General features: G+C 55.3%; 8 protein-coding genes. 3 read left to right on the forward strand and 5 right to left on the reverse strand.

Annotated elements, in window-relative coordinates; translation table 11 throughout:
• Nucleotides 1–18 precede the first annotated feature (18 nt).
• The 4 genes from ACFE8Q_RS19495 to ACFE8Q_RS19510 form a co-directional block, all read right to left on the reverse strand.
• Complete coding sequence (locus tag ACFE8Q_RS19495; RefSeq protein ID WP_375447110.1) at nucleotides 19–642, reverse strand: outer membrane beta-barrel protein; 624 nt, start codon at nucleotides 640–642, stop codon at nucleotides 19–21.
• 5 nt (nucleotides 643–647) lie between these two features.
• On the reverse strand, nucleotides 648–2,381 hold the full coding sequence (locus tag ACFE8Q_RS19500; protein WP_375447111.1) for a serine/threonine protein kinase: 1,734 nt from the start codon (nucleotides 2,379–2,381) through the stop codon (nucleotides 648–650).
• Entirely contained in the window at nucleotides 2,378–3,232 is an 855-nt protein-coding gene (locus tag ACFE8Q_RS19505) for a Stp1/IreP family PP2C-type Ser/Thr phosphatase (RefSeq protein ID WP_375447112.1), read from the reverse strand. Before ACFE8Q_RS19505 ends, ACFE8Q_RS19500 begins: the two co-directional genes overlap by 4 nt.
• 209 nt (nucleotides 3,233–3,441) lie before the next feature.
• The gene (locus ACFE8Q_RS19510; RefSeq protein ID WP_375447113.1) at nucleotides 3,442–5,130 is read right to left on the reverse strand and encodes a trypsin-like peptidase domain-containing protein; all 1,689 of its coding nucleotides are present in this window, start codon (nucleotides 5,128–5,130) and stop codon (nucleotides 3,442–3,444) included.
• 168 nt (nucleotides 5,131–5,298) lie between these two features.
• Here ACFE8Q_RS19510 and ACFE8Q_RS19515 point away from each other — a divergent pair, with 168 nt between their 5' ends.
• Nucleotides 5,299–7,128: an ATP-binding protein gene (locus tag ACFE8Q_RS19515; protein WP_375447114.1), complete on the forward strand. Its 1,830-nt coding sequence runs from the start codon at nucleotides 5,299–5,301 to the stop codon at nucleotides 7,126–7,128.
• A 74-nt stretch (nucleotides 7,129–7,202) separates the two neighbouring features.
• Here ACFE8Q_RS19515 and ACFE8Q_RS19520 read toward each other — a convergent pair whose 3' ends face one another.
• Nucleotides 7,203–7,844, reverse strand: a complete 642-nt coding sequence (locus ACFE8Q_RS19520; protein ID WP_375447115.1) for a response regulator — start codon at nucleotides 7,842–7,844, stop codon at nucleotides 7,203–7,205.
• 208 nt (nucleotides 7,845–8,052) lie between these two features.
• Here ACFE8Q_RS19520 and prmA point away from each other — a divergent pair, with 208 nt between their 5' ends.
• Nucleotides 8,053–8,889 (forward strand): 50S ribosomal protein L11 methyltransferase, encoded by an 837-nt coding sequence (gene prmA / locus ACFE8Q_RS19525; RefSeq protein ID WP_375447116.1) that lies wholly within the window; start codon nucleotides 8,053–8,055, stop codon nucleotides 8,887–8,889.
• 40 nt (nucleotides 8,890–8,929) lie between these two features.
• A complete protein-coding gene (locus ACFE8Q_RS19530) occupies nucleotides 8,930–14,125 on the forward strand; it encodes a hypothetical protein (protein ID WP_375447117.1) in 5,196 nt (1,731 codons plus the stop codon).
• Nucleotides 14,126–14,179 lie beyond the last annotated feature (54 nt).

Here is a 14,179-nt window from a genome sequence, read left to right on the forward strand (position 1 = left end):
TGCCAGCAACGTACCTGACTAATCCAGCGACAGGCAATATGTTACGCCCAGCGAGAGCCGAAACTGAACAACGTCGGGTTTATCGGTCAGGCCCTGATTATTGACCTGGAAGCTACTGAACGTACCCGCCGCCCATAATGCCCCCAGCGACACATTGACTTTCGGCGTAACAAACGCCTGCACACCACCACCGAACGACACGGACCCGCCACCCAGCGAATATTTATATAGATCACCATTGAACAGCACAGGGTTGATTGTCAGACCGATATGAGTGTACCCCGCTTCCAGAAATGGACGAAACCGCTGCGTGGTGCCACTGAAGCTCCAGCGCAGACCAAGACCAATATTCTGCATGCTGAAGGTATCCCACGATAATTTTTGCCGGTACGAATACCCATCATACCGTGCAAAAATCATCAGCCGCTGATTGATGCCGTAGCCAACCTGCACGCCCCCGCCCAGCCCCAGCGGTTCCAGGTCATCGAGGTTCGTAAAATAATCGGATGACCAGCTCGACGTACCGCCGAGAAGCGTAAACTGAAGCCCTTCCATATTGGAACGAAGGCTCAGCGTGCGTTGCGCAAATGAACTGATTGTCAACAGGCTACAAAGAGCCACTAGAAAAAAGGAACGGTGCATGATCGTTATATGGCTAAAGTGAGTGAACTGTCGCGAAGGCGGGCTTCAATGCGGGTGCCGCGTGGAAACTCAACGGGGTTCGTTGAACTGCCGCTTTCGCTGATGGGTGGATATTTAATCTGAATCCAACTGCCATTAGTGGCCTTTACCTGTTGCAGCGTGATCTCAAGAAACGTACGCCCTCCCTCCGACCATTTTCGGTCGGTAACGGTGGCTGTAGCGGGTGCCCCCACCTCAATTACCGTCAGCCCATCGACGGTGATGGGCCGCACGACCCGCAACCGGACGGTACTTCCCAGTACGGAGCCTTGCGGCGACACGTCTTCGAGCAATTCAAGCAATACCTCGCGCCCACGCAGGGCCACCGTCCGAACCGAGGCAGGCGTAGACACGGGCGGATGGGCGGTTTCCTCATCCGTGGTCGGCGGATCGGCTGGGTTTGTGCGCACGGGCTCAGCGTCACGGGTACGTCGGTTATCATCTCCCGGTGTTGGTCGTTTCCGGTCAGTAACCGGTGGATCAGATCGTTTCGGCGAGGGATCTGCGTCTACGGGTGTAGGAGTGATTGGCCGGATCACTGGCTTTTTCGCGTTGCCTCCCGGAATGGTATTAAATGCTACCGGCTCAATGGTCGACGATGTTGTCTGCGACTGAGGCGTATCGTCGGCGGGCTTATCTGAATTAATTTCCTGCGGAAAATGAGGCGGTGGTTTTGGTCCCGGATCAGGTTGCCTAAACAGCCAGATCGTAGTCAGCACCGCTCCAACCACCAGCAGGCTACCAGCCAGCATAAGCCCCTCGAACGTACCCAGGCTACGCAACAGGCGGGCCGGGCCAGCCAACCACTGCTTATGCGGTGCAGCCGTTGTGCGGGTAGCCGGTGTAGTCTTCTTCGCTTCTTTGGCGGCATTGGCAGCCTGCAATGTGGCCAGAATCGACGCAATGCGAGCATCAAGGGTAGCGACGTCGGCCGGGCGATGGTCTGGTTTTTTGTGTAGCAGATCGGTGAGCAGGTCGCAGACGGACGTGGGCAGATCAGCGCAAAAAGTCCGGGGTGGCGTTGGCTTTTGCCGCATAATGGCCGAAATCAGCGCGGGTTCGGTGGTGGCCGTAAAGGGGAGGTGGCCCGTCAGTAGTTCGTAGAGGACAATGCCCAACGAATACAACTCCGACTGAACGCTGGGTTCTTTACCGGCGATGAGTTCGGGCGCCATGTAATCGAGCGTCCCGATCAGGTGGTTAGCCCGCGTCAGCCGTTCGGCGCCCGCTTTTCTGGCAATGCCGAAATCCATCAGTTTCACCCGTCCGTCGCGGGTGAGCATCAGGTTGGCCGGTTTCAGATCGCGGTGCAGTACGTGCAGGTTGTGCGCGTGTTGCAAACCGGCCAATACCTGCCGCATCAGGCCAAGGGTTTTTTCGACGGATAACGGGCCGTTTTGCTTCAGTAGCTGCTCGAAGGTCTGGCCGTCGACGTACTCCATCACCATCACCCAAACTCCATCGTGCGGCTGGAAATTATACAGCCCCGCCACATTGGGATGGCTCAGTTGGGCCAGAATAATGGCTTCGTTCCGGAACCGGTCGAGCGTGGTGGGGTCTTTCAGCAGGTGGCGATAAATGACTTTCATGGCCACCGACCGGTCCAGGTTCAGGTCACGCCCGCGGTACACGGTACCCATTCCACCCTCGCCAATGAGCTCTTCTACCCGGTAGTGCAAAATGGTTTGTCCGATGTTCATGGCAGGTCAAACGATTCGGTGGGTCGTGGCGACTGAATAGTTGTAGCCGCCACCCGCTCAATGAGCAATACAGTCAGGTTATCGTGCCCGCCCCGCAGTTTGGCCGTGTCGACCAATTGTCGGGCAGCATCACTCAGCGCATAGGCCGTACTGGCCAGCTCAGCCAGTTCAGCATCAGTGAAGTATTCATAGAGGCCATCGCTACACAGGAGCAATCGTTCCCCAAACTCCAGGGTATGCGGCTCATTGTCGGTGTCGACTACCACCTGGCTACGCGTACCAAGTGCGCGGGTTAATACGTTCCGGTCGGGGTGCTGCCGGGCTTCTTCCAGCGTAATAAGCTGCTGATCAATCAGTTCCCGTACGTGCGTATGGTCGATGGTCAACTGCGTTGCCTGTCCGTCGTGCAGCCGGTATGCCCGACTATCGCCTACCTGAGCCAGCCAGAACTGATTCCCCAGTATGACCATAGCGGTGCAGGTTGTGCCCATGCCGCGTTGCCCTTTCTGGGTTTCTGCCCGCTGATACACCACCCGGTTGGCTTCCTGAACGGCATGGCGCAGGGCCTCACTTCCCGCTTCGGCCTGCTCGTAATACACCTTCGCCACAGTCTCCACAGCCAGGTTCGACGCTACCTCGCCCGCCGCGTGCCCCCCCATTCCATCAGCCAGCACAGCCAGACAACCCCGACTGCTGCGCAGGACACTATCAGTGGGGCGCACGAAGCGGGCGGCGTCTTCATTCGTATCTCTGACACAACCGACGTCGCTCAGTACCACCGCCCGTAAATCGGGTTCCGACAGGTCGGGCGGTGATGGCGCTGGTTTACGGGTACGTTTCCAGAAAGGCATAATGATGGGGAAATAAGGTGGTCATTGGTCATTAGGCTGCGCTGTCATTGGTGGTCATTGATTGTCATTGATTGTCATTCTCTGTTTTTACAATAAATGACCACTTAATGACCATCAATGACAATCAATGACCACTTAATGACCATCAATGACAATCAATGACCACCAATGACAGCGCAGCCTAATGACAATCAATGACCAGATAATGACTAGTTTTTTGAGATCAGTTCCAGACCGTATTTGATGGGAATAGCGAAGGTGATCAGTTCACCCACTGTTCCGGTACGGCTCATCGAGAAGATGCCGATTACCTGTCCTTTCCGGTTCAACAAGGGGCCACCGCTGTTGCCGGGACCAGTGGCGTTGATGCTGAGCTGGTAGTAATCGCCCATATTCTGTTCATTACTGAACTCAGTCGAACTCTTGATCAGGTTCGTTACCGTTCCCGACGTCATCGTCGGGTTGGCCACCCCGGCGGGCAACGCATTTGGCTTGAATGCGTCGTTCGATTTACGGACCACCGTCGCTTCAGGCGAAACACCCGGATAGCCGATACACACAACCGGTTCGCCTTTGGGCATCGACGCGTAGTTGTCTACGATCGCGATGGGGTCTGTCGGCTGCGTCATTTCTACCCGGATCAGGGCCACATCATGAATCTGCGAGGCCGTGACCAACCGGGCAGCACGGCGGTTGGTTGAGCCGGGAAAAACGGCATTCAACGCGCTATTACGCCCTTCTACCTGCGCTGGTCGGCCTTCTACCGTCTGTGTTTCCGACGGCACCCAGGAAATGGGCTGATCAATGTAGCCTACTTTTTTAAGCCCACTGTCGCTCATCTCAACCACCAGGCCCATAAACTGTGGCGTCAGTTGCCGAATCGAATAGCGGGTATCCCAGGAAGCTGCCACGTGGCGGTTGGTCAGCATCAGCCCGTCTTTACTCACCAGAAATCCGGTGCCGTGCCCCTGCGCCGAAACGGGTAATCCCAACATGTTGCTCTTGGCCCGGTACAGATAGGGCTCCAGGTTCCCATCTGCCCGCTTGATAAACACCGGAATCGGGCCGCCAGCAGTTTGGTCAATCGTGTACATATGCCAGAGCGGATCGCCCGTCTGCACATCGTATAATCCCCAGGCCAGTTCGATCTTCACCACTTTATCCATCACCAGGGCGCCTACTTCAGCGTCGGACAGCGGCTGGTTCTTGGCTTTCTCTTCGAGCTGCGTCAGGTTCCCGCGCAGGGCCACCATGTCTTTGGTCAACACGGCATTGAGCGAGTCGCGGCTGGCCAGCGCGCCCCCCAGCGAATCGCCCTGCCTCTTCCAGGCAAAAAAGCCGATCCCGCCCAGTACAAGGGCTACTAGTCCTACGGCAACGGCCGTCTGGCGACCCGACCGCTTTCGTTCGGCCCCAATAGCCCGCTCGAACGTTTGCTTACCAATGCCCGTTTTCGGCGGGTTGATCACTTCAACAGCCTCCACCAGACCCGAGCTGCGCATTTCCTGCGTAGGCATGGCATTCATCAGGCGCGTTGGCGGTGGAGCGGCGGCACGAGGCGGAAATAGATCGACCACGAAACGGGGGCCATTAGGACCAATTTGAATCTCGTCGCCGGGCTGAAAAGCGGCCTGTTTGTCGATAGGACGGCCATTGACCTGCACGCCGTTACGGCTGTTGTCGATAAGTTGAAACGGTTCGTCGGGGCGTTTCGGTATCAGTATTCGTCCGTGTTGGCGGCTCACGCCAAGGTCCAGTTCGGGATCAAAACGGATATCGTTGGTAGCATCACGGCCAAAGCTCAGTTCAACCAGTTTATCGGCCTCGAATTCATCAGACTGGTTGGCGCGGGTACCCGCCAGATGGCGAATAATTACCTTTTGAATCGGTGTTTCCATAGTAGCAAAATGGGATGTAGAATTCCATACAAACTTCTGACTATCAACCGATCGCATCAATCAGCAAATCCCTGTAATTTGTCTATAGGAAAACCTGTATTTTGCCGGAAAGCCCCCTGAAAAGAACCAATTATTGGTTTACTTCAACCACCATACCGCCAGCTATCCATGCGTCTACTTTACCTGCTACTCGTCTTTCCTGCTCTGTCGCTGGCCCAGTCACCGAAGGGCGCCAACCCCATCATCGACACGTTATTGACGAAGATTACCCGACTGGCGAAGCAACCCCCATCTGTAGGGCGCGACACTACGATCTGGCTCGCAACGAACCTGCTCACCGAGCGGCTCTGCAACCAGCACGACCCCCGGGCCGAAGCGTATAAAGACACCCTGAAGGCTATGCTTACGCGGTTTCCCTGGGCGAAGGGCCAAGGTCTTTACTGGCGGGCTGTGGGGAAATGGCACGATGCCAATGGCCAGTACAAACCTGCGTTAACAGCTTATCTGACGGCCATCGATTCGCTAAAAAAAGCGGGAGGCGATACCCACGAGCTTACCTATGCCTACATTCTGGCCGCGTTTGTCCTGAGCAATAACGGGCAGACAGCCGCCTGCCAGCAACTGCTGCGTGTTGCCTTACCACTAGCCCGCCACGACCGGAATACCAATAACCTCTGCTGGATTCTGGATTACTACGGCGACTATAACTATTACGAAAAATTCGGCGTTCGTAACTACCGGAAAGCACTCTCCTACTACCTGGCTGTTGAAAAACTACTGCCTCGTACAACCAGCCCTAATCTGAAAGCCGATAATCCGCATATGCTCTCTGCCTGCTATGCCCGGCTCGGCAACGATAAAAAAGCCAGTATCTACCGCCAGAAAGCCCTGGCAATCGCCCTGTCGGCCCGGAATTATATTGTTCCCTTTGCCATCTACAGTGACCTCACGGATATTAGTATCAGCCGAAAACAGTATGCCAAAGCCATTGCCTACGCCGATACCTCCCTGCGTTACGCCCAACGGTCTAAATGGCCCGAAATGATTGCCCGCGCCGAACGTACCCTCGCCTATGCGTACCGCGATGGCGGGCGCGATCGGGAAGCGTTCACCTGGCTCGACCAATATCACCAGACCAACGACAGCCTGAAACGAACCGACGTAGAAGCGCAGTATAACCAGTTGCAGGCGCAATACAAAGCCGCCGAAAAAGACCTCACCATTAGCAGGTTAACAACCGAAAAAGCCATTCAGACGCGTAATTACGGGCTGGGACTAGCGGCATTGGCAGTGCTGCTGGTAGGTGGACTGGTCTACGTCAACCGGCGGCTACGGCAGGCCAATCAGTCGCTGGCCCTCAAAAACAACGAGATAGAAACAGCCCTGACCCGTGGGCAAACGCTGGAGCGCAAACGAGTGGCGGGTGAACTTCACGATAGCCTGAATACCAAAGTAGCCGCAATCAGATGGCGGCTGGAGGCCATGCCTACCAAAAAATGGTCGGTGCAGGAACAGGCTACCTTCAGCGAAACGATGAATATGGTCGGTGAACTTTACGCCGATATTCGCCTGATTGCCCACAACATGCTGCCCGACGAACTGGCGACAAAGCCTCTGGCCGATGTGCTCCGTAAACTCGTTGGCCAACTGAATCATCGGGGCGCCATTCGCTTTCAACTCGTCACCGAACCAGTCACGACGGACCTGTCGCCAACTACTAAATTCGCACTGTACAGCATCATTCTCGAACTCACAAACAATATTCTACGCCATGCCAATGCGCACCGCGTCTGGCTGAGCCTGAGCCAGTTAAAAGATTCGATCGTGATGTCGCTCGGCGACGACGGCGTTGGCTTCGATGTGGATACGATCAGGGAAGGCGATGGAATGGGCCTGAAAAATATTGAAAGCCGGGTACAGGCTGCTGGTGGCCAGTGGAGCCTGACAAGCCAGCTTAATCAGGGCACCAACGTCACGGTCACGCTCCCGCTTGATTAAGGGTTATCGGTTGATTGGCCATTAGGTATTGGGGCTATGCACGAAGGCACCTGCGTATACCCAATCACCAATCCCTAAATCAACTGATAGCGGAGGGCGTATTTCAGAATGCCGATCATGTTGCGGACACCTAGTTTGCGCATGATGTTGTGGCGATGTGTTTCGACCGTTCCAACGCTGATAAAGAGTTGCTCAGCGATCTGAGTGGTCGACTGCTCGCGGGCAATGAGCCGGATAATGTCTATCTCCCGATTAGTTAATTTAACCAGCGTTGGCTCCGGTTCATTATCAACCGCCGGGCGAACAGGCAACAGTAATTCGTGCAACACCGCATCGGCAAAATATCGGTTTCCTCGCGCCACCGTTTGAATGGCCCGTTCGAGCTCCGTCCGGCTGGCGCGTTTCAGCACGTACCCGGCAATGCCCGCCCGGTAGGCATCCCGAATCACATCGGCCTGATCGGTAACGGTTAGCAAGAGCACCGGCAAATTCGGGAATTGCGCCCGTACCTGCATCGTCAGCTGCACCCCATCGAGGTGGGGCATGTTTAGATCAGACAATAAAACATCGACGGCATTTTCAGCCAGAAACGGCAATACCTGCCTGCTGTCATCCAGTTGGCCTACCACGTCTACGTCATCGAGCGAAGCGAGCAGCAACGAAAGACTATCCAGGATGATACGGTGGTCATCGACCAGTAATACACGAAGTGACATGGCGGGAACTAATAACGATAACGAAACTCACTCAATGATAGCTCTTTATCCTGACTTGTTACTCATTCCAGCTTATAGTCGTACACGACACCAGCCGTATAGTCGAGCGAAGTGAACCATAACTAAGTGCCCTACTTACTTTACACCACCCAACTACACGGCTGGTGCTGTGTGCGACTATAAACCGGCAGATGCGTAAGTTTGAGGTATGAACTATATCGAACTGCAGCTTACTCTTTCGCCTGACTTTGCCGACATCCTTACCGCCGAACTCGCCGAGCTTGGTTTTGAGTCTTTCACCGAGACCGACGAAGGACTGAACGCCTACGTACCTGAGGACGATTTCGATGCAGATGCCATGGCCGAGATGGTGGCTCGTTATCAGGCGCAAACCGCAATAGCCTACACGGTTACTTCGTTAGAAAAGAAGAACTGGAACGCCGAATGGGAACAGAACTATCAGCCTATCGAGGTAGTGACAGATGCAGCATCGGTACGGGTACGGGCGTCTTTTCATGAACCAGACAACCGGTTCACCTACGACCTGGTGATTAACCCAAAAATGTCGTTTGGTACGGGGCATCACGAAACAACCCACATGATGATGCAGCACCAACTGGGCCTTAACCAGGCCGGAAAAACGGTGCTCGATGTGGGAAGCGGAACGGGTATTCTGGCCATTCTGGCGGTTAAACTGGGGGCGGTGGATGCCCTGGCATTTGACATTGAGGAATGGGCGGTCGAAAATGCCATCGAGAATGCGTCGTTGAATCACTGCCCGCAGGTACGTGTCTTCGGCGGCACCATCGAAGGTGTGCCGGCCGGTGAACAGTTCGACATTGTGTTAGCGAACATAAACCGAAACGTATTGCTGGCCGAAATTCCGGCGTACGTATCGCATTTGACACCGGGCGGGTATCTGCTGGTGAGTGGTTTTTACGAACATGATGCCCCTGATATTACCCAAAAAGCGGTCGAAAGTGGCCTGTCTATTGTTACCCAACTGACGCGCAACCAATGGGCGTCAGTGCTGTTTAAACTGTAGTGCAGTACAACCAACAACATCTACTGACTAGTTAAGTACAATGAAGCGTATAGCACTCATTACCTGTCTTTTTCTCTCAGTTTTGGCCCAGGCGCAGAACGTGAAACTGTCGGATAAAGCCGAGCAGTTTCTGCCCGACCTACAGAAGCTCATGGCCACCGGCGGGCCAGCAGCGTTGCAGGTTGAAAAAGACTTTGAGTCGCTCTGGGGCGAGTCGACGCTGACGCCTTCGCAACGCGACCGGCTGATGGCACTTTGTCGGCAGATGAACCAGAAACGGTATCAGGCCGCCACGCATTTCTCGCCGCTACTCGCTTCAGTGTACCACATCGTCTACACGGCTAAACCTGCCGTAAGCACCCCCGACATTGATAACCTGCTGACGGTAGCCGAGAAGCAGTTTGCGCTGAATGACCCCAAGGCCTTTGCCCGCGTGATGGATGCTGCCCGGGCGTTTTTACAGCATCGCCAGTTCTACGCCGCTAAGTTCAACCAGACATATGGCCTTGGTGGCACATTCTCATTTCGCTGGATCGACAAGGCGGGCGCAACTTCACCAGAGGGCACCACGGGTACGTCGGGGGCAACGTCTGAAACGGCAACCGTAGCAGCCTCATCAAATTTCGATGGCTGGGATGCCCCGGTCGGTCTCGACACCACAAAGCCTCATGAGGTTGGCGTATTGTACAAACCGATTCAGAAACGGCCAATTCCAACCGTAACGGGGCCTGTTGTTACGCTGAACAACGCGTTTCTGGCCATTGTAGCCAACGGTGATTCAGCCCTGGTGAGCAACACCTCGGGCGATTTCATGCTGAAAGACGGTATTTGGGTCGGCAAGGGCGGCGTGTTTACGTGGGCCTTACAGAAGCGCGAAGACCGATATGTTACCCTCACCAACTACAGTATGGTGGTGATGAATCCCCGCCTGGCGGCCGACGAGGTATCGCTGACGATGGAAAAAGGAGCGAAACCGATCCTGGGTGTATTCGAGTATATCAGCAAAAAGCGGTTTAGCAACGTACCTGACCAGTATCCGCGCTTTGCCTCGTACCGAAATAACGAAGTCATCCCCGGCCTTGGCTCTGGCATTAGCTACAAAGGTGGGCTGGCATTGGCGGGGCTGCAACTGGTTGGCGCCTCGGCCGATGGGCAACCCGCCGTGCTGACTGTAGCCGACCGGGCGGGTAAAACGGTGTTCAAAGCTGTTAGCCGTAAATTCGAGTTCCGCGATTCGCTGATCACGGCAGCGGCAGCCCAGTTTACGGGGTACATCGACGCGGCCGACTCGCTCACGCACCCGGCCATTCAGTTCAAGTTTGATAAAACGATGCGGGTGGCCTCGCTCAGCCGCGTCGACCGGACGGGCTATGGGCGCGTGCCGTTCTCGGATACGTACCACAAATTTTTCATTCAACCCGAAATCGTTCGGTGGGACGTACCCAGGCAGAAAGTCGATTTCTACCAGATTGGCGCCAAGCGCGAAGTACCCGTTCGCCTCGAATCGTTCGATTATTTCCAGCCGCAACGCTACGCCGATATTGCCACCGACTACGGTTTCCACCCGTTGCAGATCATTGGCAACTACATCACTAAAACCAAACAGCAGACATTTCTCGACGACGACATCATCCGGTCGGTACCCAACGTGAATGCCCAGGCGTTGCGCGGGTCGCTGGGCCGAATGCTGCTGGAAGGGTATCTGGAGCAGGACCCGCGCACGCAACTGATGCGTTTGAGCCGCAAAGGAGCGCTCTACATCCTGGCTTATAACGAGAAGCGCGACTTCGACAATTTCGAAGTGAAATCATTTTTCAACAGCAACGATTCGGCACACAACGCCACCATCGACCTGGGGAGCAAAGAAAAATTCCTGACCGTCCGGGGCGTTGACCGGTTCACGATCAGCGATTCGCTGAAACTGTATGGCATGCCCAGCAACAAAACACTGCGCATTGGCAAAGGCCGGTCGCTGGTGTTTACGGGCCAGATGAAGTCGGGCAATATGCGCTACAATGGCATCGATCTGGCCTTCGACTATGACAAGTTCGCCCTGAACATGAACAAGATCGAGTCGATCACCTTTACCCCGCAAAAACTGGCCGATCAGGGACGAACCGACGAAATTGGCGGCGACATCAAATACGAAAAACCGGGCTCCGTTTTCTTCGCCACGGCCGATAATAAGTCGGGGAAGGTGAAGGGCAAAAAGACCACGCAACGGCTGGTGATGCCCGAAGGCATGACCGTCTATTTCGATCAGGAAGACCGCGGCGACCGGCGCTACAACCGGAAAGTGTATTTCAAGATTCCGGCCATCGACAACGACAGCGTGGGCAAGGGCGACATCTCGTTTGTAGGTACGTTCCATTCCGACGGCATCTTCCCGCCGTTTCAGACCGAGCTGAAAACGATGCCTGACCAGACGCTGGGTTTCACCCACAAAGCAATGACCTACCCGCTCTACGGCGTGCCGGCCTCGACGGTGAAGCTCACGGGCGAGCTGGTGATGGATAAAAAAGGGCTGCACGCACCCGGCGAGATCGCCCACCTGGCGGCTACCCTCGCCACCAAAGACATCCTCTTCATGCCCGACTCGCTGATTGCTACCGGCGAAACGGGGCAGATCGTGGAAGCACAGGCCACAAAGGTGGCTGTTGCCAAACCAAAGAAAGGGCAAAAAGCCGCCACTCAATCGGCTCAGGCACAGACCTACTACCCCAACGTGGCGCTGACCAACTTTGGCATGAAATGGTGGCCCAAAGCGGATAGCATGGTCATTACCACCCAGAAAAACAGCTTTACCTTCTTCGGCGGCACCACCAAACTGGAGGGCAATCTGCTGGTTCGGGCCACGGGGCTGTATGGCAACGGCCTGCTGACGCGGACCGATTCGGAGGTGCAATCGGAAAGTATCAAGTTCGGGAAAGACGGATTCCTGGCCGATAACGCCCGGCTCAAGATTGAATCGACCGCCGACGTGAAAGGCGTTGCGCCGAAGCCCATTTTGCTCGGCACCGGTATCGACGTCGATTTTGATCAGGTGAAAGGCATTGTCGATCTGGCCATTAACCGCGATAACCGGGCCGTTGACGATACGCTGAGTTCGAGCATGGAGTTTCCGTATGCGGCCTACCGCACCAACATCAGCAAGGCGCAGTGGAACATGAAAGGCAAAACGATTGCCATGAAAGGCGACGCAAAAACCTCGACCTTCACGGCCACTGGCGACGAACAGGAAGGGCTGACTTTCAACGCGGGTGCGGGGCTGTATGACGTCGATAAGATGACGCTCAATATCAGTGGCGTGTCGTACATCAACTCGGCCGATGCCCGGATTTACCCCGAAAAAGGGCTGGTAACCGTTCGGCGCAATGGCGATATGCTTCCATTCAAGAACGCCCGCCTGGAACTCGACACCATTTCGCGCTTTCACCGCCTTCGGAACGGCAATATCCAGATTGCATCACGTACCCGTTTTTCAGGCGATGCAACGTACCTGTTTGCCAAGGCGAAGGGCGATACCTCAGCTATAAAAATGGGTAGCTTCGAGTTTAAAGAAGCAGAGAAACTAGCGGCTTCAGAGACGCGTGCCTCTGCAAAAGCCACAGGCAAACCAGCAGGCCGCAAGCGGGGATCAGCAGCCACCAATGCCCAGCCGCTGACGACCTACTACACCGTTGCCCGCGCCGACATTGACGAGAACGACAAGCTGATGCTGACCTCGAAAATGCAATTCAAAGGCGACATTCAGATGAGAGCCCCCGAGAAAGACCTGGCGCTGGATGGGTTTGTGAAACCCGTGCTCAAGAAACGCCTCGACCTGATCAGCGGCTGGATTCCGTTCAAGGCCAACGTGGTGGAAACGATTGACATTCCGGTGGATGATAAGCTTAAAAACGAAGGGGGTCAGGTGCTGGTGGCGGGTATCCAGAGCCGGTTTGGTAGCCCCGGCATTTACCCATCGTTCCTGTCGCCCAAAGAAGATAACCGCGACGATGACATCTTCCGGGCAACCGGCGTGATGCGCTACGACGAGAAAGAAAAAACCTTCGTGGTGGGGCCGAAAGTGGGCACCGAAGGCTTACAGGATGATTTTGAGAGCAGCTTCCTGTTCAACGACGACAAAGGCGTTATGACCTTCCGGGGGGCAATGAACCTCATGAGCAGCAAGCCGAACACGTACCTGCTTGCCAGCGGATCGGCGCGCGTCAACGTCGATAGCGCCGCTTACCGCATCAACGCGCTCCTGGCGCTGACGTTTGCCGTGCCCGAGCAGATCAACGCGGCCATTGCGGGTAAACTGGTGGAAGGCAACCTGGAGGAACAAAACAGCGACCCCGCCGACGATGACCTGAACCGACTGTCGGACAAATTATTGCCGCTGATTGGTCAGAAGGCGGTTGACGATTACCGGAATAAAGCGCAGAACCAGCACGTGTCGCTGGCCCAGGCGTCGCCCAAACTGAATACGGCACTGGTGCTGTCGAACACAAATCTGCGCTGGTCGGAGAAATTCAATGCCTTCTACAGCATCGGCAAGCTGGGTGTCTCGAATCTACAGAACGTGGATATCAACGCACAAATGGATGGCTACCTGGAGATTCGAAAAGGCGGTAACGGCGATGAGCTAAGCCTATACGTAGCCGCTTCTGACGATGTGTGGGCGTTCTACGACTACCATCCCACCGGCAATGGCGGGGGCGGTCAACTGGCCATTCTCACCTCCGACCAGGAAACGAACGACAAGCTGACGGCCCTGCTGAACAATAATAAAAGCAAGTCGCCGCTAACGATTGTGCCCGCTACGGACGATGAAAAAGTACTATTTGTGGAGCGGTACGAATCGCAGTACCGCGTTCGGGCGAAGCCGGTTGCCAAGAAACCAGCCGCCAAACCAGCCAGCAAGCCAGTTGCCGGCGAAACCGCCGTGGCTAAAGAGGCCGACGGATTTGGCGCCGACGAAGAAACAACTCCGGCGGCTAAACCAGTTGCCAAAGGCAAGGCCAAGTCGGGCAAAACAGACCCGGCCAGGGCCACAGCCAAAGCAACCGATCCTGCCGCCGAGGTCTCGGCCGAAGAAGCCGGTACGGCAGCACCAGCGGCTAAAAAGGCAGTGGTAAAAGGCAAACCCGCAAAGTCCGATACGACCAAAAAAGCGACGGTGGTTGCCAAAAAAGAGCCTGTCAAAAAGGAGCCGAAGAAAGATAAGGAAGACGAGAAAGAAGGCTTTTGAGTAGGCTTTTAAGTGTCTGAAGTCCGTGTTACATAAACTAAAACCAACGTTCCT

Source organism: uncultured Fibrella sp. (assembly GCF_964250085.1).
GTDB lineage: Bacteria > Bacteroidota > Bacteroidia > Cytophagales > Spirosomataceae > Fibrella.

Excerpts from the sequence above, each read along its gene's own strand:
- ACFE8Q_RS19495 (WP_375447110.1), bottom strand. The coding sequence starts at position 642 with ATGCACCGTTCCTTTTTTCTAGTGGCTCTTTGTAGCCTGTTGACAATC.
- ACFE8Q_RS19500 (WP_375447111.1), bottom strand. The coding sequence starts at position 2,381 with ATGAACATCGGACAAACCATTTTGCACTACCGGGTAGAAGAGCTCATT.
- ACFE8Q_RS19505 (WP_375447112.1), bottom strand. The coding sequence starts at position 3,232 with ATGCCTTTCTGGAAACGTACCCGTAAACCAGCGCCATCACCGCCCGAC.
- ACFE8Q_RS19510 (WP_375447113.1), bottom strand. The coding sequence starts at position 5,130 with ATGGAAACACCGATTCAAAAGGTAATTATTCGCCATCTGGCGGGTACC.
- ACFE8Q_RS19515 (WP_375447114.1), top strand. The coding sequence starts at position 5,299 with ATGCGTCTACTTTACCTGCTACTCGTCTTTCCTGCTCTGTCGCTGGCC.
- ACFE8Q_RS19520 (WP_375447115.1), bottom strand. The coding sequence starts at position 7,844 with ATGTCACTTCGTGTATTACTGGTCGATGACCACCGTATCATCCTGGAT.
- prmA (WP_375447116.1), top strand. The coding sequence starts at position 8,053 with ATGAACTATATCGAACTGCAGCTTACTCTTTCGCCTGACTTTGCCGAC.
- ACFE8Q_RS19530 (WP_375447117.1), top strand. The coding sequence starts at position 8,930 with ATGAAGCGTATAGCACTCATTACCTGTCTTTTTCTCTCAGTTTTGGCC.